The sequence below is a fragment of the Rhodovibrio sodomensis genome (assembly GCF_016583645.1).
GTDB lineage: Bacteria > Pseudomonadota > Alphaproteobacteria > Kiloniellales > Rhodovibrionaceae > Rhodovibrio > Rhodovibrio sodomensis.
The window spans coordinates 35,949-56,946 of sequence record NZ_NRRL01000014.1; the positions used below are offsets into that span (position 1 = coordinate 35,949).

Genomic DNA, 20,998 nt, shown 5'->3' on the forward strand with positions numbered 1-20,998 from the left:
AGCCTAGCACACGGCCGGCGCCAGGACAGCGCCGGCGGTTTCGCCGCCCGGCGGGCTTGGCTGAGGCTCCGGCCCGCCCCACCTTTCGGGCACCTGCCGCAGCGCACAAACCGTGCGCCGCATCCAGCTCACGCACCCGAGCACGCACACGAGGGAGCCGTCGACCATGGGTCAGTTCGGAGTGGGTCAAGCCGTTCGCCGCGTCGAGGACGCCCGGCTGTTGACCGGCCAGGGCCGCTACACCGACGACATCCAGCTGGACGGCCAGCTCTACATGGCGCTGGTGCGCAGCCCGCACGCGCACGCCGAGATCAAGGCGATCGATGCCGAGGACGCGCGCCAAGCGCCTGGCGTGCACGCCGTCTACACGATTCAAGACCTGGACGCCACCGGCATCCAGGACATCCCCTGCATGGCGCCGATCCCGGGCGTCGACGGCAGGCCGCCGCGCATGCCGGGCCACCCGGTGCTGGCGCGCGGCCGGGTCCGGCACGTCGGCGATCCGGTCGCCGCGGTGATCGCGGAAACCCCGCAGCAGGCGAAGGACGCGAGCGAGCTGGTCGAGGTCGACTACGCCCCGCGGGCCCACGTGGTCGACGCGGCCGACGCGCTCGCGCCGGATGCCCCCACGCTGCACGAGATCGCGCCCGGCAACGTCGCGCTGGACTGGGGCACCGGCGACGACGACGCGGTCGAGAAGGCGTTCCGCGAGGCCGCGCACGTCACCCGCGTCGACATGGTGAACAACCGGGTCGTGGCGAATTCGATGGAGCCGCGCGGGGCGATCGGCAACTTCGATCCCCAGGCCGACCGGTTCGAGCTCTACACCTCCTCGCAGGGCTCGCACGGCCTGCGCAAGCAGATCGCGGAGAAGGTGCTGAACATCGATCCCGAACGCCTGCGCGTGGTGACGCCCGACGTCGGCGGCGGGTTCGGCACCAAGATCTTCCTGTACGGCGAACAGGTGCTGGTGCTGCACGCGGCCCAAGCGCTCGGGCGGCCGGTCAAGTGGATCGGCGAGCGGCGCGAATCCTTCCAGTCCGACGCGCAGGGGCGCGACCACACCGCGACGATGGAACTCGCGCTCGACGCCGAGCACCGGATGACGGCGATCCGCCTGACCTCGCTCGCCAACGTCGGCGGCTACCTGTCGAACGCCTCGACCTACGTGCCGACGCAGTCGCTGGGCAAGATGCTGTGCGGCCTGTACCGCATCCCGGCGATGTCGGCGAACGTGAAGTGCGTGTTCACCAACACCGTGCCGGTCGACGCCTACCGCGGCGCCGGCCGGCCGGAAGCGGCCTACTTCGTCGAGCGCACGGTCGACGCGGCCGCGCGCGAGCTGGGTCTGGACCCGGCGGAGCTGCGGCGGAAGAACTTCATCCAGCCGGATCAGATGCCCTGGACCACGCCCGCCGGCGCGACCTACGACAGCGGCGAGTTCGCGCGGCTGATGGACCGGGCGCTGGAGCAGGCCGACTACGCGCACCTCGGGGAGCGCAAGCAGGCCGCCGCGCGCCGGGGCAAGCTGCTGGGCTTCGGGCTGGCGACCTACGTCGAGGCCTGCGGCTCGGTCGGCAGCGAGGACGCGCGCCTGACGATCGATCCCGACGGCGGCGCCAGCCTGGTGGTCGGCACGCAGACCAACGGCCAGGGCCACCACACCGCCTATGCCCAGCTGCTGGCCGATAAGCTGGGCCTGGATCCGGAGCAGATTCGCTTTCACCAGGGCGACACCGATGTCGCGGCGACCGGCGGCGGCACCATGGGCTCGCGCTCGCTCCTGGTCGGCGGCGGCGCGACCGACCAGGCCGCCGACCAGGTGATCGAGCGCGCCAAGAAGATCGCCGGCCACACCCTGGAGGTGTCCCCCGACGACCTGGAGTTCGGGGAAGGCACCTTCACGATCGCCGGCACCGACCGGCGGACCACGCTCGCCGAAGTGGCGCGCGCGGCCGTCGAGCGCGACGACCTGCCGGCCGACCTGAAGGGACCGCTGGCGGAGACCGGGCATTACGATTCGCCGGACGCGGAAACCTTCCCGAACGGCGTCCACGTCTGCGAGATCGAGGTCGACCGCGACACGGCGGAACTGGAGATCGCCCGCTACGTCGTGGTCGACGACTTCGGCATGGTGCTCAACCCGATGCTGGTGATGGGTCAGATCCACGGCGGCGTCGCCCAGGGGATCGGCCAGGCGCTGCTGGAGCAGACGGTCTACGAGGCCGGGTCCGGTCAGCTTGTCACGGCGACCTATCAGGACTACACGATGCCGCGGGCCGACGACCTGCCCGACATCGAGATCGAATTCATCAACGTGCCCTGCAAGACCAACCCGTTCGGCATCAAGGGCGCGGGCGAGGCCGGGGCGATCGGCGCCCCGCCGGCGGTGATCAACGCCCTGGTCGACGCGCTCGAGCCCTATGGGGTGCTGCACGTCGACATGCCCGCGACGACCGAGCGGATCTGGCAGATCCTGCAGGCGAACGCGCCCAAGGCGGCGGCGGAGTAACCGCGGCCCGGGCGCCTGCAAGCGAGAAGGCGACGCCCGAGATGACCCTGGACCGCGAGACCGGCGGCAACGGCGGCGGCAACCTGGACGACCTCTTGGTGGTGCTGCGCGGCATCGCCGAGCGCGCCGGCCAGGCGACCCTGATGTTCTACCAGCAGGACGGCGGTCTGGAGGTCACCGCCAAGGACGACGACAGCCCCCTGACCCAGGCCGACCTCGCCGCCGACCGGGTGATCCGTCAGGCGCTGGCGGAGCGGGTCCCGGACATCCCGATCGTCTCGGAGGAGGGCGTCGACCAGGGCGACGTGCCAGAGGTGGCCGAGCGGTTCTGGCTGGTCGACCCGCTCGACGGCACCAAGGAGTTCATCTCCGGCAACGGCGAGTTCACGGTCAACATCGCGCTGATCGAGCACGGCCAGCCGGTCGCCGGAGTGGTCCACGCGCCGGCGCTCGGCATGACCTGGGCCGGCGCGATCCAGAACGACGGCACGTCGAAGGCGACCTTCGCGGAGGTCAACCAGCCGGGCAAGCCGATCGCCTGCCGGCACATCCCCAAGGCCGGCGCGACCGTGGTCGCCAGCCGCCGCCACGGCGATCCGCAAGCGATGAAACGCTTCCTGGGCGGCTACACGATCGCCGAACAGCGCGACGCCGGCAGTTCGATCAAGTTCTGCCTGGTCGCCAGCGGCCAGGCCGACCTCTACCCGCGTTTCGGCCGGACCATGGAATGGGACACCGCCGCCGGCCACGCCGTCCTCGCCGCCGCCGGCGGCCGGGTAACAGACGCCAACGGCACCCGCCTCGCCTACGGCAAGCCCGGCTTCGAAAACCCGCCGTTCATCGGCTACGGCCTGGGGTAAAGCCGGGCGGGTGGCGAATGTTCAATTCGACGCCAGGTTATCTCGTACGTAGGCGGCCACTTCGCTCCATGTGTGCGCGGGCAACACGCCAAGCCGTCGAACGAGCCTAGGTCGCTCAACTGTCGCGAGCTTCGCCGGTCGCACCACCGATGGCGCAGGCAGACCAGTCGAGGGGTCATCGGGCACGTGGACATCGTCCGGCCATCCCGCGTTCTCGGCGCTTGTAATCATCACGATCCAATACAGGCCAGTCTTGTCCGCCAAACTGGTTCGGGAAATAACCACGGCCGGCCGGCGCTTCACCGTGTCGGGGTAATCGGCGAACGGGAACGGCACCACGACGATGTCGCCGGGCCTATAGGCCGCCATAGGCCGCTTCGTCGGCCGGGCTCGACCACTCACTGAATGCCGTATCCTGCAGCCGGTAGAACGCATTCTCCTCTGGTGCGGCTTTGCGTATGACCACGCTGTCACCCTCAATTTCGTAAACGACACGGTCGCCCGGCTTCAGCCCGAGCCGCTTGCGGACCGCGCTTGGGATCGTCGCCTGACCTTTACTGGTGACCCGTGAAATATTGTGTGGCGCGTGCGACATGCCGCCTCCCGGCTCCGACATACAACGGGTATTACGTATTACGCCCTCAACGCTAACACGGAACCTGCAGGCAGCGGACACAAAAACGGCCCCGTACCGCAAGGTGTACGGGGCCGCGATTGCGCCGGCTATCAGGCCGCCAACATTAGTTCATCTTGCGGTAGCGCTCCAGGATCCGGGCGCCGTCCTTGCCGGCGTCCTGGCGCCACTCCTTGGCCATCGTCTGGCCGATCTGCTTGAAGCCCTGGGTCAGGGCCTTCGGCGGCTCGCGGTGAACGGTCATGCCGTTTTCCGCGAGCGCGTCCAACTGGGTGTTGGTTTCCTCCTTGGACATCTGCCAGCCGCGGTCCATCGCCTTGTCCGCGGCGTCCAGCACGGCCTGCCGCGTTTCCGCGTCCAGGCTCTGCAGCGCGCGCTCGTTCACCACCACGATGTTCTTCGGCAGCCAGGCCTGCAGATGGTAGAAGTGGTTGGTGAAGTCCCAGGCCTTGGTGTTCACGCCGGTCGAGGGCGAGGTCATCATCGCGTCGACGCGCCCGGTGGCGAACGCCTGCGCCACGTTCGGCACCTCGACCTGGGTCGGCACCATGCCGGCCAGCTGGGCCAGGCGTTCGGTCGCGCTGTTGTAGGCCCGGAACGAGATGCCCTTGAGGTCGGACATGTCCTCGATCTTGGCCTTGGTGTAGAGGCCCTGCGGCGGCCACGGCACGGTGAACAGCACCTGCAGGTTCTGCTTGGCGAGCTTCTGCTCGATCACCGGCTTGGACGCCTGCCAGAGCTGGCGCGCCTGGGTGTAATCGCTCGCCAGGAACGGCACCGAATCGACCTGGAAGACGGCATCCTCGTTGGCCAGCCGGCTCAACAGGAACTCGCCGATCTGCACCTGCCGGCTCCGCACCGCGTTCTTGATCTCCGGGTGCTTGAACAGCGAGCCGGCCGGATGGACCGTGATCGTCAGCTCGCCGTCGGTCATCTGCTTCACGTCGTCGGCGAACTGCTGGATGTTCTGGGTGTGGAAGTTGCCCGCCGGATAGGGCGTGGGCATGTTCCACTCGGCCGCGCCGGCGCCCTGGGCGCCGACCGACAGACCCGCGGCGGCCACCGCCGCCAGGCTCAGATCGCGGATACGACTCATAGTGTCGCTCCTCCCTGTTATTTTGCCTGCGGTTCACACGTCAGGCGGTGTTGGAAAGGACGGCGCGTTGCTCGCTGCCCGGCGTACGCACGATCCCGGGGCGCGCCCGTTGCTTTTGGGACGCGCCCGGGCGAGCCTGAGCCCGGCCGGGGCGCGTCGCGGGCAACCCTAACGCAGTTATCCAGCCGCGTCGCCACCCCAGATTTCCGCGGCTTTGGAGGGCGAAACGGCGATGCCCCTGCGCTATGACATCCTGGTCCAGGGCAACAGCCTGGCGCTGGCCGACGGCTTCCTGGGCCTGTCCAGCGTGGTGCTGCTGCACACCGACGCCGGCCCGGTGCTGTTCGACACCGGCCATCACGCGACCAAGCGCCGGCTCTTGAACGGCCTCGCCCGCCACGGGCTGGCGCCGCGCGAGATTCGCGCCGTGGTGCTGTCGCACCTGCACTTCGACCACGCCAACAACCTGGAAATGTTCCCGGACGCCCAGGTGTACCTGTCGGCGGCGGAACAGGCGTACGCCCGCGACCCGCACCCGGACGACCTGTACGTGCCCGGACATCTGCTGGGCCAGCTGGCGGAACTGGAGACGTACACCCTGGCGCGCGAGGGCGAGCTGTGGCCGGGCGTGCGCTGGCTGGCGGCGCCGGGCCACACGCCGGGGCTGATCGCGCTGGTGCTGGAGGCGACGCCGCACGGCCGGGTGGTGCTGGCGAGCGATGCGATCAAGACCGCCAGGGAAGCACTGGAGCGGCGCTGCGACCTCGCGTTCGACACGGCCGCACGCGGCAGCGCCTCGATCGCCCGGCTACTCGATCTCGAGCCCGACCGCGTGGTGCCCGGCCACTTCCCGGAGATGCGCCGGACGCCGGACGGCTGGACCTGGGACCCGGCCGAGGTGCCGTTGCTGATCCGCTAGAGCAGTTCCTCGTAGACCGCCAGCGTGTCGGCGCACATGCGCTCCTTGGAGAACCGCTGCGCCTGCGTCCGCGCCGCGCGGGCCAGCGCCGCCCGGCCGCCGGCGTCCAGATCGAGCGCCCGCGCCACACCCTCGGCGAGCGCAGCGTCGTCGCCGGGGGCGACCAGGAACGCGGTCTCGCCGTCGATCACCTGTTCGGGGACGCCGCCGTGGGCGCTTGCGACCAACGGCCGCCCCATCGCCTGGGCTTCCGCCGCGATCCGGCCGAACGCCTCGGGATCGGTCGATGCCGAGACGACCACGTCGGCCAGCATGTAGCAGGCCGGCATGTCGGCGCAGTCGTCGCGGATGAACACCCGCGAGTCCAGGCCGCGGTCGCGCACCCGTGCGGTCAGTTCCTCGCGATAGCCGGTGCGGCCCTGGTCGGAGCCGACCAGCAGGCAGATGAAGTCGCGCTCGACGATCCGCGCCAGCGCGTCGATCAGCACCAGCTGCCCCTTCCAGCGGGTCAGGCGGCCGGGCAGCATCACCACCGGCACGCCGTCCGGCAGCTGCCAGTCGTGCGCCAGCCGGATCATCCGTTCCGCGGCCACGCCGTCGGGGTCGAAATGGCGCAGGTCGATGCCGCGCTGGACCACCCGGATCCGGCTGTCGGGCACGCCGTAGTGGCGCGTCAGATGCTCGGCGATGAACCGGCTGATCGCGATCACCCGCTCCCCCTTCGCCATCACGGCGTTGTAGCGGCGCTTGAGCCCGCCCGTGAAGTTGTACGTGCCGTGGAAGGTGGTCAGGAAGCGTACGCCCGTACGTCGCGCCGCGAGATAGGCGCTCCACGCCGGCGCGCGGGAGCGGGCGTGGACGATATCGACCTGTTCGTGCGCGATCACCGCCGCCAGGCGTTTGGCGTTGCGCCAGATCTTCAGCGGGTTCTTGGTCTCCAGCGGCAGGGTGACGTGGGTGCCGCCGGCGCGCTCGATGGCGTACACCTTGGAGCCGCCCGCGCTCGCCACCAGCGCGCGCCAGCCGGCCTGCGCGGTCGCGACCGCGACGTCGACCGTGCCTTGCTCGACCCCGCCGGTCTCCAGCGCCGGCAGCACCTGCAGGATCGTGGGCGGCCGGCCGTGGGCGACATCTTCCGCGCTCGATGGGGGATTGCTAGGCTGCATCAAAGCTTCGGGTCGGCTCCCTGCTCCGCGCGCCCGGCTGGTCTAGAATCGGGCCGGCCTAGGGTCGGAAGGCTCGAAGCGGCGGTCGCGCGCGTGCGCCGTGATAGCCGATCCGTCCGCCATGTCGAAACGCTTTCTGGCCGCAACCTCCGGCACGGGCACCGGCCCCATGAGGACAGGCATGAACGACAGCGACTCCCCGGCCGCGCAGGTCCTGACGCGCGCGGACGGCGCGCGCATCGCCTACCACCGCACGCCGGGCGCGTCGCCCGGGCTCATGTTCCTGGGCGGCTTCGCCTCCGACATGGACGGCACCAAGGCGCTGGCGCTGGAAGCCTACGCCCGGCAGCACGGCCGCGCCTTCCTGCGCTTCGATTACCAGGGGCACGGCCAATCGTCCGGACGGTTCGCCGACGGCACGATCGGGCAATGGCGCGACGACGCGCTCAGCGTCCTCGACCAGCTGACCGAGGGGCCGCAGGTGCTGGTCGGCTCCTCGATGGGCGGCTGGATCATGCTGCTGGCCGCCCTCGCCCGGCCGGAGCGGGTCGCCGGCCTGGTCGGGATCGCCGCCGCACCGGACTTCACCGACGCGCTGCTGTGGCAGCGCCTGACCGCCCAGCAGCAGCGCGAGGTCGAGGACAACGGCGTCTGGCAGATGCCTTCGGACTACGGCGACCCGGTGCCGCTCAGCCACCAGTTGTTCCAGGAGGGCCGCAAGCACAAGCTGCTGGGCAGACCGATCCAGATCGCCTGCCCGGTCCGCCTGCTGCAGGGCACGGCGGACGCGGAGGTGCCGGCCGACTGGGCGGTCAAGCTGCAGCACGCGCTCGCCAGCGACGACGTCGAGGCGACCCTGGTCAAGGACGCCGACCACCGCCTGTCCACCGAGCGCGACCTGCAGCGGCTCTACGACACGCTGGACCGACTGTTCCGGGACCTAGAGCAAGATGCTGAAAGGTGAAGCCACCTTTCAGCATCTTGCTCTTCCTTCAAGCCGTTAGAGCAAAATTCACGGTGAAGGTCGACTCGACCTTTATCGATTTTGCTCTAGGGAAGGGTTTTACGTGCCCCTTCGCCCATGATCTCTGTTCCCCCTCCTTCAGTGGGAGGAGGGGCTAGGGGAGGAGGGACCACGGATGCTTACGACGCGGGCAACCTCCTCTCCCTGGCCCTCCCAGTGGAGGAGAGGGAACGATAACGGCCCGGGCCTGGCGCCCCTACGCGCCTGCCTCCGCCTCTTCCTTGCGCAGGAAGTGCTCCAGGCGAAGCACCTGAGTGTCGGTGACGAACATCACCCCGGAGTGCTTTTCCAACAGCGGCTTCAGCCCGGAGGCCACCGCGCGGATCGTCGCCTCGGGCGCCACCGCCATCGTCATCACCAGGCTGGCCTGGTCGTTGAACAGCAGCCGGCCCTCGTGGAAGCCGTGGTGGCCCATGCCGGCGACGTCGCGGATCAGGGTGTAGCCGGTCACCCCGCAGGACTGCAGCAGGTCGCAGACGAACTTCTCCTGCTGGCCCTTCACCACGATCTCGATCTTCTTGAGGGTGTGGAACACCAGGTCGGCGTCGTCGTGCTGGATCTCGTTCATGATGGTCTCTCCCAGACGTGATATTCCGGCGGCCGGGGCCACGGCCGAAAGTGTACGCGCGTGCGCTCAGGTCGTCTCCAGGACCGCCGGCTCGGCCGGGTTGTCGCCGTCGCCGGCGGCGGAACGCGGCGGGTCGGCCGGGATCCAGTCGCCCGCCCGCGTGCGGCGCAGGCTGCTGCCGCGTTCCGGATCGAGCGCGAGCAGCGCGACCCAGCCGTTGCCGAACAGCGTCTTCAGGACGTCGTTGCGCTGGATCACCGCCTCGATCCGCTCGACCGGGGCGTGCACGGCCGTCAGCAGCCGCAGCGGCTCGTGCTGCGGGGTCTCGGCGTCCTGCCAGGTCGACTGCAGCGGCAGCCCGGTCATCAGATCGGACGCGTTGCCCTGCATCACGCCGACCCCGCCGACGACATTGTGCGTGACCTTGGACCCGGCGCCGTAGGCCACGGGATCGAGGGTGGAGAAGTAGTACTGGCTGTTGATCCACTGCGCGACCACCATCGGCGCGGTCAGGATCACCTCCAGCGCCTTGCCCTCGCCGTCGTTCCGCCAGTCGTAGGAGTGCAGGAAGCACCGCCCGTCCAGGTTGAGCGCGCGGGTCAGGTCGCGGTGGCCGACGATGAAGCCGGCGTTGCGGGCCAGGGCCCATTCGGGGCGCACCTGCGCCCAGTCCGCTGCCCGGCTCGACGGCGCGTCGCCCGGCAGGTGGCGCGCCCGCTCGTGCGCCGCCCCGCGGCCCGCCGCCGCCAGAGCGCTCAGCAGCCGGGCCAGCTTGTCGGCGTGCCGCGCCTGGGCCGCGGCGGTGTCGAACAGCGCGACCGCGTCGGTCGTGGTGTTGTGCTCGGCGGCGAGGAACAGCGTGGGCTCCGGAATCCGGATGCCGCGGTTGGCAAGCTTTTCGCGGATCTCGGGCTTGTTCAGGATCGCCGCCATGATCCGGGCGTTCGGCCCCCCGGCGTGGCCGCCGCACGCCCCGCAGTCGAGCCCGGCGGCGAACGGGTTGTTCCGGGTCTCCCCGCCGTGGCCGCACAGCACCACGAGCGGGGCGAAACCGTCCGTCAGGCCCATCACGGTCAGCGCCGTCTCGGCGAAGAAGGCCTGTTCCGACGGGCTGAGACCGGTCGCGTACTCCGCATCTTCGGCGGTGTGGCCGTCGCCGCACGGGCTGAGGTCGACCTTGGTCTCGGTCGGGGCGGGCGGCTGGATCGCCCGGGAAACGGCGTCGGCGAGCGCCTGAAAGCCGCGCGGCGCGATCGTCCGGCCGGCCATCGCCGCGCCGTAGACCGCCCCGGTCGCCTCGACGAACGCGAACGCCCCGGCGACGCTCGCCTTCAGCGCCTGGGCGGTCTGCTTGAGGCCGCGCTTGAACACCATGCCCGCGCGCGCCCGTTCCGCCAGCTCGCCGGCGTCGACCGCCGGCACCTCCGGGATCGTGTGCCGCGGGGTCAGCAGCACCGGGCAGGAGGCGTGCGGCGCCGCCTCGTCGAACGGGGCGAACGCGACCGGCGCGCCGAAGAAACCCGCGAACCCCAGCGTTTCGTATGGCCCCTGGGCCTCCAGATGCCGGCGCAGCACTTCCGAGCGGACGTCGATGCAGAACACCAGCTGCGCCTCCGGCGCCGGCGCGGCCGCGCGGTCGGTATCGCCCGCGCGCTCCGCCCGCGCGGCCAGTATGGCGGTCAGGTCGCGGCGGTAGGTCTCCTCCCAAGCCTCCAGCCAAACCCGGCCGTCCGGCACGGCGTTCGCCGCCGCCGCCGGCAGCTTGGGCGGCGCCGCCGCGAACAGGTGGGCCAGGGTCAGGCGCACCGCCAGCAGGTCGGCCAGCATGATCGGCGCCTCCGGCACCGGATTGTCGGCCCGCCATTTGACGTAGCTGGACCAGCCCGGCAGCGCCAGCAGATGGGCGGCCAGCCGGTCCTCGATCTGCGCGGCGGGCACGCCGTCCAGCAATTGCAGCAGCGCCATCACCGGATCGGCGGGCAGCGTCTGGATGAACGCCCGGCCCGGCAGCGCCGGGTCGTGCCGGGCGATCCGCCGCCATGCCGCGAAGAAGCCCAGGTGCCGGTCGGGCATCGGCCAAACCGCCTGCCCGTCGTCCAGGAAGGCCGCGAGCGCCTTGATCAGCTCCCGGTCGACCGGCGACGGCCTGGCGGCCTGGGCAGCCGGCTGCGCGGGCGTTTGCGGGGCCGCGGCGGGCGGCGGGCCTTCGGCCAGGTCCGGGCGACCCAGGCCGCGCGCCACCTCCGCCAGGACGGCGCGGTCGATCCGGCCCTGGGCGAGGGCCTGGGCAGCGAGCCGGTCGCTTGGATAGCCGCGCCCGCCGAACCGGGCCGCGCCCTCCGCGACCGCCTGCTCGAACGGCAGGTGTTCCAGGCCCTGCAGCGGATTGACGGCGATGAACGAGCGCAGCGGCCAGTAGGGGGCGAGGGTTTCGCTCGCGTTGGCGATCAGCGCGGAAAGCCTGGCGCGGTCAGGCATGGGTCACGCTCCCGGCGTTGAGGCTCTTGCGGTCGCTCACGGTCGCCGCCGGGGGCTGCGACCAGGTCAGCAGGCGGGCGTACAGCCAACGACTTCGGGTATGCAGGCCGGCCGCGACGGCGCCCCAGGCCCCCAGGATCGCGAGCAGCGCCAGCAGGTGCACCGCGGTCAGCGGCTGCGGCTGGCTCAGGCCCGGCACCGGGGCCAGCAGCGCCTCCGCGCCCACGACCAGCAGGCCGTAGAGGGCGCCGACACCGGCCAGCACGGGCGGCGTCGCCGCGAGCGCCGGCGCGCTCGCCGTCCGGGCGAAAGCGAGCGCGGCCTGTGCCGCCGCGACGCCGGCGAAGATCACCAGCACCGCGCCGGTCGTGAACAGGCCGTAATCCAGCTTGCCGCTGACCAGGGCGAACGCCCCGCCGCCGGCCCCGCCGGCCGCGACCGCGGCGACGCCGGCCGCGCCGGTCGACACCCGCGGCGCCCGGCACTTCAGCGGGGTCACGACCGCGCTGCCGGCTCCCAAGAACAGGCTCGCCTTGTACAGGCCGTGCAGGGCAAGGTGCGCCATCGCGGCGGCGAAGAAGCCGAGGCCGCACTGCACCAGCATGAAGCCCATCTGCGCGACCGTAGAGGCCGCCAGGCCGCGCTTGACATCGCTCTGCACCAGCTGCGCCAGGGCGGCGAGCAGGACGCTCACCGCCCCAATCGCGAACACCAGCGTCATCGCCGTCGGCAGCGCGTCGAACACCGGGGCAAAGCGCGCCAGCAGGATGCCGCCCGCGTTGACCAAGCCGGCGTGCATGAACGCCGACACCGGCGTTGGCGCGGTCATCGACGCCATCAGCCAGCTGTGGAACGGCACCAACCCGCACTGGATCATCGCCGCCAACGCGAAGCACGCGACCGCGAACCAGAGCGTGCCGGCCGGGATCGCGCCCGCGTTCCCCAGGATGCCGTGGATCGAGCCGGTGCCCGCGGCGCGCGCCAGCACGACCAGGCCGAGGCTGAGCGCTGCCCCGCCCAGCAGGAACAGCGCCCGCGCCCGCCCGGCGGCGGCACGCGCCTGCGGCCAGTCGCGGATGTGGCCGATCAGGCTTGCCAGCAGCAGGCCCATGGCGATCCAGGCGGCGGCGAACAGGACGACGTGGTCGGCGGCCAGCAACAGCAGCACGACCAGGGTGAGCAGGCCGAGCCGGCCGAAGAAGCGGGCCTGGCCGCGCTCGCCCGCCATGTAGCGCAGGGCGAACAGGTGCACGATGCCGCTCACCAGCGTCGCGGCGACCGCCAGCGTCAGGCTCAGCGCGTCGATGCGCAGACCGGCGAGCTCCAATGGCGCGCCGCGAAGGCCCAGTGTGACCCCGGCCAGCGCGAACGCGCAGGCGATCCACACCAGCGCGGTGACGAAAACGGGCATGCGAACCGAAGACCCCTGAACGAATTGCGCGAGACCATCAAGCGGGCGATCATTTCGCAGATGCCAAAACATTAGTGAAACGAATTGTTCCGGACAGTCTGATCGTTCCTACAGATAAGTGGCCGCGGCGTGCGGGCCCGCGTGCTGTTCGATGAACTCCGCCAGGGCCGCGGTCGCCGGGCTTGGGCGCTCCCCGGCCAGCAGGCACATCTCGGCGTCCAGCAGCGCCGGCCAGCCTTGCGCGGGGCCCAGCTGCACCAGGCCGTCCGGCACCATCGCGCGCGGCAGCGCGGTCACCCCAAGGCCCGCGCGCACCGCTGCCACCGTGCCGGCGAACGAGGGGCTGGTGTAGCTGACCTTCCAGGGGATGCCCGCGTCGTCCAGCGCGGTCATGGCGCGCGAGCGGTAGACACAGGGCGGCGGCGACAACACCAGCGGCAGCGGCGACGGCAGCGTCGCCCGGGCGCTGCCCTGCCCTGGCCGCGGCGCGTCCGGCGGCCCGGCGAACAGCTGACCGCCGACCGGCTGCACGTCCTCGAACCTGGGCCCGGCGACCCAGACCAGGTGCTCGCGCCACAGCGGGCGGCTGCCCGGGGTCAGCGCGTCCGGGTTCTGCTTGATCACGATCAGGTCGTAGTCGTCCGCCTCCAGCCCCGCGATCAGGCGCAGGGTCAGATCGCAGCTGACGTTCAGCAGCACGCCCGGGTGCGCCTCCGAGAATGCGCCCAGCACGCTCGGCAGGTAGTTGGTGGCGAAGTCCTCCGGCGAGGCGAACCGGACCGAGCCGGACACGTCGGGGCTGGTGAAGCGCTCCAGCATCGCGTCGGTCATCTGCAGCATCTGCCGGGCATAGCCCCGCAGCTGCTCGCCGGCATGGGTCAGGTGGACGTTGCGCTTGTCGCGGTCGAACAGCCGCTGGCCCAGCAGCTCCTCGAGCTTCTGCACTTGCGCGCTGACGGCGGATTGCGAGCGCCCGACCCGCTCACCGGTGCGGGAGAAGTTGCGCGTCTCCGCCAGCGCCAGGAAAGTCCGCAGCAGCGCGGTATCGATATCCTGCGGCATTGACCGGTTCCATCGATCGATTGGTTGAACTTGATCGACGGATAAGATAATAGCCTCGGGGTCCGGCACCAACGTCGGGGTCGCAATAGACGCATGGCAGGTGGCACAGGCGAAATTGTGGCATTCAAAATGTTGGGCTTTACAGCTACGTTCCAGCGCGTATTCTGAGACACTCGGACATTTCCGGGCGAAAGGTTTGTTTCATGCCCGCCACCCACGGTGATCCCGCCCAACTGGTCCAGAGCTGGACCTGGAGCGTTGCCGGGCAGCTGCATCTTCGGCGCACCAAGATCGCCGAGCGCGTCGCCCAGCGGCTGCTCGCCGAGACGCCCGCGCTCACCCGCAAGGCCGGCGAGGCCACGCAGTACTACGTCGAGCGCGATGTCGGCTGGCTGCTGGAGCACCTCTCGCAGGCGATCGCCCTGACCGACCCGATCCTGTTCCACGACCACATCGCCTGGGCGAAGTCGATGATGACGGCGCGCGGGCTGAAGCGTGCCGATCTCAAGCGCACGCTGGAGCTGATCGCGGAGGTGCTGGACGAAGACCTGTCCCCGGCCGTCTATGCGAGCGCGATCACCTTGATCGAGGATGCGATCCAGCGCCTCGACACCCGCACCGAGGAGCCGGCGGGCCGGCTAAGCCAACCTGGCCTGCACGTCGAGACCGCGCGCGCCTATACCAACGCGCTGGTCGCGGGCGACGGTGCGGCCGCCCGCAAGCTGATCCGCGACAAGGTCGCCGCCGGGACCCGGCTCCCGGATATCTTGCTGCATGTGATCGAACCCGCTCAGGTCGAAATTGGCCGGCTTTGGCAGGTCAACCGGATCGACGTCGGGCAGGAGCACTTCGCAACCTCGGTCAGCCAGGAGCTGATGACCGAGCTGACCGGCTCGCTGGCACCCAACGGCGAGACCGGCACGCTGGTGGCCGCCTGTGTCGAGGGCGAGCTGCACGACACCGGCCTGCGTGTGGTCAACACGCTGCTGCAAATGGGCGGCTGGAACAGCCACTACCTCGGCGCCAACACGCCCAAGGCGGCGATCCACCAGGCGGTGCGCCGGGTCCAGCCGGACGTGCTGGCGCTGTCGGTGACCACGCCCTACCTCGCCTGGCGCCTGGCCGACGTGATCGCCGAGTTGCGCGCCGACCCGCAGACGGCTGGGGTCAAGGTCCTGGTCGGCGGCTACCCGTTCCACGTGTCGCCGTCGCTCGCCAAATGGATCGGCGCCGACGGCACCGCCCGCAACGCCGAGGACGCCGTGCTGCTGGCGGGCGACTTCGCCCGGGTCTAGCGGCGGCGTTTTTCTCCAAATGTGACGGCGCACCTCCTTCCCCTCTCCCTTGAGGGGCGAGGGACCCGCCGAGGCGGTCGTTTCACCCCCGCGCCGCGTAGGGTGCACAAGCCCAACCCAACGCGTGACAGCGCCGAGCTTGGGCGCCACAGTCGTCGCCACGATGGAACAGCTCGAGTATCCCGATCTCGCGACCTGGGAGGAGCGCCGGCGCTGGTTCGAGGCGCTGGAGGCTGAGCGCGCGCAGGGCGGCGCGGCGAGCCGGCTGTCGGAGCAAGCGTGCGCGCTGATGGTCGACCTGCAGGCGACCTTCTGCGCCGGGGCCTGGGCGACCACCGTGATCCTGGCGGCGACGATCGTGGACAGCCAGGGCCGCTTCCGCCGGCCCGATCCGGACCTGCAGGCGGAACTCGCCTGGCTGCGCCTGACCCGCAACGCACTGGTCCACGAGGATCCGCGGGAGCCCGCGATCACGATCGAGGACCAGTGGACCAACCGCCGCGCTTGGGAACGCGACGCCCGGCGCGCGGTCGCGACCGCGATTGCGGCGCTCTATCCCGGCGACTCGTCCGAACGCGCCGACGCCGAGGACACCGCCAAGGATCATATCGACGACGGGGCCGAGACCGCGGAGTGGGACCCGGAATCCTGGAACGGCCTGGGCCCGGACGACATATCCGGAAGCAGCAAACGCTGAGCGCCCACCACCCGATCGACCGGGCACCCGATCGAACGGGCAGAAGAGGGGGAACGAACGACATGAAGCGCGTGCACGTGCGCATCCACGGCCAGGTTCAGGGGGTCTGGTTCCGCGGCTGGACGGTCGACGCGGCGAGCCAGCGCGGCCTGCACGGCTGGGTCCGCAACGTCCACGACGGCACGGTCGAGGCCGTCTTCGCCGGCGACGACGCCAAGGTCGACGAGATGGTCGAGCGCTGCCACGAGGGCCCGCCCGCCGCACGCGTCAGCAAGGTCGACGTGAGCGAGGCCGAGGCGCCGGTCGAGACCGGCTTCCACCAGGCGGCGAGCGTGTGACGGGCGCGGGGTTCGTCACACTCCTCGACCGACTGGTCCCCTCCACCACCGGCTGGTCCCCTCTCCTCCCGTGGGAGGAGGGGGATCAGTTGGGCGTCACGGCGTGCCTAACTCCCCTATTCGAACACCTCGGTGAACGCGGCTTGCAGCGCGACATCGACATCCTCCAGGCCGACCGGATAGCCGAGCTGGGCGAGCGAGGTCACCCCGTGCTCGCGGATGCCGCAGGGGACGATGCCGGCGAAATGGCTCAGCTCCGGGTCGACGTTGAGCGCGATGCCGTGGAACGACACCCAGCGGCGCACCCGCACGCCGATCGCGGCGATCTTGGCCTCGCGCCCGCCGTCCAATGGCACCCAGATACCCACGCGCCCGTCGCGCCGCTCGCCGCGCACGTTGAACTGGGCGAGCGCCCGGATCACCCACTCCTCCAGCGACCAGACGAACCGGCGCACGTCTAGATCGCGCGCCTTCAGATCGAGCATTGTGTAGGCCACCCGCTGGCCGGGGCCGTGGTAGGTGTACTGCCCGCCGCGCCCGGTCTGATAGACCGGGAAGCCGCCGGCGTCGACCAGGTCGCCCGGGTCGGCGCTGGTCCCGGCGGTGTAGAGGGGCGGATGCTGCAGCAGCCAGATCAGCTCGGCCGCGCGTCCCGCCCGGATCTCGGCGACCCGCGCTTCCATCAACGCGAGCGCGTCCGGATAGGCGACCAGCCGGTCACTGACCGCCCACTGCGGCTGCGGCGCCGCGGCGGGCTGCGGGGCTTCGGGGGCCTCGGCTTGCTCGCGTAGGGGCAATCTGCTATCTCCCGCCAAGGTCGTGACAGCGCGCGATTTTTCGGCTTTGCGGCCGTCCACGCCGGGGTGCGCGGCCGCGCACTTCGACGCCCGTGCGGTTCCAGCGCGCCGCGCGGGCGTTTTCATGCCCGTGCCCGGCATCGGCCGAGCTTAGCGCCATCGGGGCGCACCGGTCGATCCGCGAGAGGGAGGCAGAACACGCCCATGGCCCAAGATCCCCGCACCCCCGCGACCGGGCGCCCACCGGCCCAGCCCGTCAAATCGGCCGAACCGCAGGGCCGGACAAGTACCGGCAAGCACGGCGACCTGGGCGAAGCCGCGCTGCACTACCACCGCGAGCCGACCCCCGGCAAGATCGAGGTCACGCCGACCAAGCCGCTCGGCAACCAGCGCGACCTGGCGCTCGCCTACTCCCCCGGCGTCGCCGCGGCGTGCGACGCGATCGTGGCCGACCCGAAGGAAGCCGCCGGCCTGACCGCGCGCGGCAACCTGGTGGGCGTGGTCACCAACGGCTCCGCCGTGCTCGGACTGGGCAACATCGGCCCGCTCGCCTCCAAGCCGGTGATGGAAGGCAAGGGCGTCCTGTTCAAGAAGTTCGCCGGGATCGACGTGTTCGACATCGAGCTGAAGCAGGACGATCCCGACAAGCTGATCGAGGCGATCGCCGCGCTGGAGCCGACCTTCGGCGGGATCAACCTGGAAGACATCAAGGCCCCGGAGTGCTTCGAGGTCGAGGCCGCGCTGCGCCAGCGCATGGACATCCCGGTGTTCCACGACGACCAGCACGGCACCGCGATCATCGTCGCCGCGGCGATCTACAACGCGCTCCGCCTGCGCGCGCAGAAGTTCGAGGAGGTCAAGCTGGTCTGCTCCGGTGCCGGCGCGGCGGCGCTGGCCTGCCTCGACCTGCTGCAGACCCTGGGCCTGAAGCGCGAGAACATCTGGGTCACCGACATCCACGGCGTGGTCTACCGGGGCCGCGAGCAGGCGATGGACCGCTGGAAAGCGGCCTACGCCCAGGACACCGACGCGCGCACCCTGGCGGACGTGATCGAAGCGGCGGACATCTTCCTCGGCCTGTCCGCGCCGGGCGTGCTGAGCCAGGAGATGGTGCGCACGATGACCGACCCGCCGATCATCATGGCGCTCGCCAACCCGACCCCGGAAATCTGGCCGGAGGACGCCCGGGAGGTGGCGCCGGACGCGATCATCGCGACCGGACGCAGCGACTATCCGAACCAGGTCAACAACGTCCTGTGCTTCCCGTTCATCTTCCGCGGCGCGCTCGACGTCGGCGCCAGCACGATCAACGAGGAGATGAAGACCGCCTGCGTGAAAGCGCTGGCCGACCTCGCGATGGCCGAGCCGTCGGAAGTGGTGCAGAAGGCCTACGGCGGCGATGCCAGCGGCTTTGGCCCGGACTATCTGATCCCGCGCCCGTTCGATCCGCGGCTGATGCTGGAACTGGCGCCGGCGGTCGCCAAATCGGCGATGGACAGCGGGGTGGCCGCGCGGCCGATCCAGGACTTCGACGTCTACAAGCAGCAGCTCTCGGAGTTCGTGTTCCGCTCGGGGCTGGTGATGAAGCCGGTGTTCGAGCGCGCCCGCCGGCGCCCGATGCGGGTGATCTACGCCGACGGCGAGGACGAGCGGGTGCTGCGCGCCGCCCAGGTGGCGCTCGACGAAGGCCTGGCGCAGCCGATCCTGATCGGCCGGCCGGACGTCATCCACAGCCGGGTCGAGCGGCTCGGCCTGCGGTTCGTCACCGGCCAGCACGTCGACGTGATCAACCCGCAGTCCGACCCGCGCTACAACACCTACTGGCAGACCTATCACCGGCTGATGGAACGCAAGGGCGTGCAGCCGGCCGCCGCGCGCACGATCGTGCGCACCAATCCGACCGTGATCGCGGCGCTCGCGGTCTACCTGGGCGATGCCGACGCCATGCTGTGCGGGGTCGAGGGCGTCTACAAATGGCACCTGGCGCACATCCGCGATGTGATCGGTCAGCGGCCGAACGTGCACGACCATTCCGCGATGTCGCTCTTGATCCTGCCGCAGGGCAGCTACTTCCTGACCGACACCTACGTCACCGACGATCCCAGCGCCGAGGAGATCGTCGAGATGACGACGATGGCGGCGGAAGGCGTGCGCGCCTTCGGGATCGAGCCCAAGATCGCGCTGTTGAGCCACTCCGACTTCGGCAACGCCGACAGCGCGAGCGCGCGCAAGATGCGCGCGGCGGTGGCGACCCTGCAGCGCGACCACCCCGACCTGGAGGTCGAGGGCGAGATGCACGCCGACGCCGCCGTGAACGAGGACATCCGGCAGCGCGTCTTCCCCAATTCAAAGCTGAAGGGCAGCGCCAACCTGCTGGTGATGCCGACCCTGGACGCCGCCAACATCACCATGAACGCGCTCAAGATCCTGGGCGAAGGGCTGCCGGTCGGGCCGATGCTGCTGGGCAGCGCGCTGCCGGCGCACATCCTCACCCCCTCGGTCACCTCGCGCGGGGTGGTGAACATGACCGCCGTCGCCGTTCTCGACGCCCAACGCCAGGCCGCCGCCCGCCGGGCCGCGGCGACCGCCGACGGCTGAACCGCGCCGGCGCCCCGACCGCGATCCCAGGCGCTGCGCTGCCGGACGCCCCTGCACCGCGACCCCTGCCCATCATCCCCTGCTGCCAAGGACCTCCATGTCGATCACCCCGCCCGAGCAGGACACTGGTCAGCCCGAGACCGCCCCGGCCAGCGCGGAGGAGTACGGCCTGAGCGACGCCCAGATCGAGCAGGCGCACGAGGCGATCCAGCAGGGCGACATCACCCAGCTCGAGGAGATCGCGCAGTCGCTCCACGCCGCCGACCTCGCCGACCTGATCGAGGAGCTGACGACCGACGAGCGGGTGATCGTGCTGGATACCCTGGGCGGCGCGCTGGACCCGGAGGCGCTGTCCTACCTGGTGCCCGCGGTGCGCCAGGACGTGATCGAGCACATCGGGCCGAAGGGCCTCGCCAGCGCGCTGTCGGAGCTGGAATCCGACGACGCGGTCGAGATCTTCGAGGACCTCGACGACGACTTCCAGCAGCGCATCCTGACCCAGCTGCCGGTCGGCTACCGGCTGGTGCTGGAGGAGGGCCTGGCCTTCCCCGAGGCGTCCGCCGGGCGCCTGATGCAGCGCGAGGTGGTGGTCGTGCCGGCCAGCTGGACGGTCGGCCAGACGATCGACTTCATGCGCTCCGCGCAGAACCTTCCGGACGACTTCTACGACCTGTTCGTCGTCGACCCCAAGCACAAGTGCCAGGGCACCGTGCCGATCTCCCGCGTGCTGCGGGCCAAGCGCGCGGTCACGATCGCCGAGGTGATGGAGACCGACGTCCGCCCGATCCCGTTCACCATGGACCAGGAGGAGGTCGCCTACCTGTTCCGGCAGTACGGCCTGGTATCCACGCCGGTGGTCGACGATTCCGGCCGGGTGATCGGCATGATCACGGTGGACGACATCGTCCACGTGATCGACGAGGAGGCCGAGGACGACCTGATGAAGCTGGCCGGTCTGGGCGAGAGCGACCTCTACGGCCGCGTGCTCGAGACCGCCAAGTCGCGCGCCACCTGGCTGACCATCAACCTGGGCACGGCGGTGCTCGCCTCGCTGGTGATCGGCCTGTTCGAGGCAACCCTGAGCCAGGCGGTGGCGCTCGCCGTCTTGATGCCCATCGTCGCCTCGATGGGCGGCAACGCCGGCATGCAGACGCTGACCGTCGCGGTGCGCGCGCTCGCCATGAAGGACCTGTCGGCCACCAACGCCTTGCGCTTCATCGGCAAGGAATGCCTGGTCGGCCTGTCCAACGGCGTGGTGTTCGCGGTGATGACCGGCTTGGTCGCCTGGCTGTGGTTCGGCCGGGCGGACATCGGCGTGATCATCGGCCTGGCGATGATCGTCAACATGCTGATCGCCGGGCTGTCGGGCACGCTGATCCCGCTCGCCCTGGAGAAGCTGAAGATCGACCCGGCGGTCGCGTCGGCGGTGTTCCTGACCACGATCACCGACGTGGTCGGCTTCTTCGCGTTCCTCGGCCTGGCCGCGCTGTTCATTCTGTAGGCGCGAACACCCGTTTACACTCAGATGTGAATTTCGCTCTAA

At 70.5% G+C, this 20,998-nt stretch carries 18 protein-coding genes; 9 read left to right on the top strand and 9 right to left on the bottom strand.

Features of this window, described 5'->3' with window-relative positions; all coding sequences use genetic code 11:
- Positions 1–166 precede the first annotated feature (166 nt).
- A complete protein-coding gene (locus CKO28_RS07990) occupies positions 167–2,512 on the top strand; it encodes a xanthine dehydrogenase family protein molybdopterin-binding subunit (RefSeq protein ID WP_200340108.1) in 2,346 nt (781 codons plus the stop codon).
- Positions 2,513–2,553: 41 nt separating this feature from the next.
- Positions 2,554–3,372 carry a 3'(2'),5'-bisphosphate nucleotidase CysQ gene (cysQ, locus tag CKO28_RS07995; protein WP_200340109.1) on the top strand — a complete coding sequence of 273 codons (819 nt, stop codon included), beginning with the start codon at positions 2,554–2,556 and terminating at the stop codon, positions 3,370–3,372.
- Between the two features lie 21 nt (positions 3,373–3,393).
- Here cysQ and CKO28_RS08000 read toward each other — a convergent pair whose 3' ends face one another.
- The 3 genes from CKO28_RS08000 to CKO28_RS08010 form a co-directional block, all read right to left on the bottom strand.
- Positions 3,394–3,741, bottom strand: coding sequence for a type II toxin-antitoxin system PemK/MazF family toxin (locus CKO28_RS08000; RefSeq protein ID WP_200340110.1), 348 nt, complete (start codon positions 3,739–3,741; stop codon positions 3,394–3,396).
- Complete coding sequence (locus CKO28_RS28840) at positions 3,728–3,967, bottom strand: AbrB/MazE/SpoVT family DNA-binding domain-containing protein (protein ID WP_200340111.1); 240 nt, start codon at positions 3,965–3,967, stop codon at positions 3,728–3,730. Before CKO28_RS28840 ends, CKO28_RS08000 begins: the two co-directional genes overlap by 14 nt.
- A 145-nt stretch (positions 3,968–4,112) precedes the next feature.
- Positions 4,113–5,102, bottom strand: coding sequence for a TRAP transporter substrate-binding protein (locus CKO28_RS08010; RefSeq protein ID WP_200340112.1), 990 nt, complete (start codon positions 5,100–5,102; stop codon positions 4,113–4,115).
- Positions 5,103–5,334: 232 nt separating this feature from the next.
- Between CKO28_RS08010 and CKO28_RS08015 the strand changes: the two genes are divergently transcribed.
- On the top strand, positions 5,335–6,021 hold the full coding sequence (locus CKO28_RS08015; protein ID WP_200340113.1) for an MBL fold metallo-hydrolase: 687 nt from the start codon (positions 5,335–5,337) through the stop codon (positions 6,019–6,021).
- Here CKO28_RS08015 and CKO28_RS08020 read toward each other — a convergent pair.
- Positions 6,018–7,187 (bottom strand): glycosyltransferase family 4 protein, encoded by a 1,170-nt coding sequence (locus CKO28_RS08020; protein ID WP_200340114.1) that lies wholly within the window; start codon positions 7,185–7,187, stop codon positions 6,018–6,020. The genes CKO28_RS08015 and CKO28_RS08020 overlap by 4 nt on opposite strands.
- Before the next feature lie 181 nt (positions 7,188–7,368).
- Here CKO28_RS08020 and CKO28_RS08025 point away from each other — a divergent pair, with 181 nt between their 5' ends.
- Positions 7,369–8,151, top strand: coding sequence for an alpha/beta fold hydrolase (locus tag CKO28_RS08025; RefSeq protein WP_242480418.1), 783 nt, complete (start codon positions 7,369–7,371; stop codon positions 8,149–8,151).
- 256 nt (positions 8,152–8,407) lie between these two features.
- Here CKO28_RS08025 and CKO28_RS08030 read toward each other — a convergent pair whose 3' ends face one another.
- The 4 genes from CKO28_RS08030 to CKO28_RS08045 all read right to left on the bottom strand — a co-directional run bounded on the left by CKO28_RS08030 (position 8,408) and on the right by CKO28_RS08045 (position 13,730).
- Positions 8,408–8,779 carry a DUF190 domain-containing protein gene (locus CKO28_RS08030; RefSeq protein WP_200340115.1) on the bottom strand — a complete coding sequence of 124 codons (372 nt, stop codon included), beginning with the start codon at positions 8,777–8,779 and terminating at the stop codon, positions 8,408–8,410.
- A 66-nt stretch (positions 8,780–8,845) separates the two neighbouring features.
- Complete coding sequence (locus CKO28_RS08035; protein WP_200340116.1) at positions 8,846–11,257, bottom strand: DUF2309 domain-containing protein; 2,412 nt, start codon at positions 11,255–11,257, stop codon at positions 8,846–8,848.
- The gene (locus tag CKO28_RS08040) at positions 11,250–12,668 is read right to left on the bottom strand and encodes a proton-conducting transporter transmembrane domain-containing protein (RefSeq protein ID WP_200340117.1); all 1,419 of its coding nucleotides are present in this window, start codon (positions 12,666–12,668) and stop codon (positions 11,250–11,252) included. Before CKO28_RS08040 ends, CKO28_RS08035 begins: the two co-directional genes overlap by 8 nt.
- Positions 12,669–12,776: 108 nt before the next feature.
- Positions 12,777–13,730 (bottom strand): LysR family transcriptional regulator, encoded by a 954-nt coding sequence (locus CKO28_RS08045; RefSeq protein ID WP_200340118.1) that lies wholly within the window; start codon positions 13,728–13,730, stop codon positions 12,777–12,779.
- 203 nt (positions 13,731–13,933) lie between these two features.
- Here CKO28_RS08045 and CKO28_RS08050 point away from each other — a divergent pair, with 203 nt between their 5' ends.
- The 3 genes from CKO28_RS08050 (at position 13,934) to CKO28_RS08060 (ending at position 16,060) form a co-directional block, all read left to right on the top strand.
- Complete coding sequence (locus tag CKO28_RS08050; protein ID WP_200340119.1) at positions 13,934–15,025, top strand: cobalamin B12-binding domain-containing protein; 1,092 nt, start codon at positions 13,934–13,936, stop codon at positions 15,023–15,025.
- 139 nt (positions 15,026–15,164) lie between these two features.
- Positions 15,165–15,722, top strand: a complete 558-nt coding sequence (locus tag CKO28_RS08055) for a hypothetical protein (protein ID WP_207168771.1) — start codon at positions 15,165–15,167, stop codon at positions 15,720–15,722.
- Positions 15,723–15,784: 62 nt separating this feature from the next.
- Positions 15,785–16,060 carry an acylphosphatase gene (locus CKO28_RS08060; protein WP_200340121.1) on the top strand — a complete coding sequence of 92 codons (276 nt, stop codon included), beginning with the start codon at positions 15,785–15,787 and terminating at the stop codon, positions 16,058–16,060.
- A gap of 116 nt (positions 16,061–16,176) precedes the next feature.
- Here CKO28_RS08060 and lipB read toward each other — a convergent pair whose 3' ends face one another.
- On the bottom strand, positions 16,177–16,857 hold the full coding sequence (lipB, locus tag CKO28_RS08065) for a lipoyl(octanoyl) transferase LipB (RefSeq protein WP_242480419.1): 681 nt from the start codon (positions 16,855–16,857) through the stop codon (positions 16,177–16,179).
- Between the two features lie 204 nt (positions 16,858–17,061).
- On the opposite strand from lipB, the gene CKO28_RS08070 reads away from it, so the two are divergent.
- Together CKO28_RS08070 and mgtE are read left to right on the top strand one after the other, a co-directional pair.
- Positions 17,062–19,455 carry an NADP-dependent malic enzyme gene (locus CKO28_RS08070; protein WP_200340123.1) on the top strand — a complete coding sequence of 798 codons (2,394 nt, stop codon included), beginning with the start codon at positions 17,062–17,064 and terminating at the stop codon, positions 19,453–19,455.
- Between the two features lie 97 nt (positions 19,456–19,552).
- Complete coding sequence (gene mgtE / locus CKO28_RS08075) at positions 19,553–20,956, top strand: magnesium transporter (protein WP_200340124.1); 1,404 nt, start codon at positions 19,553–19,555, stop codon at positions 20,954–20,956.
- Positions 20,957–20,998: the final 42 nt, after the last annotated feature.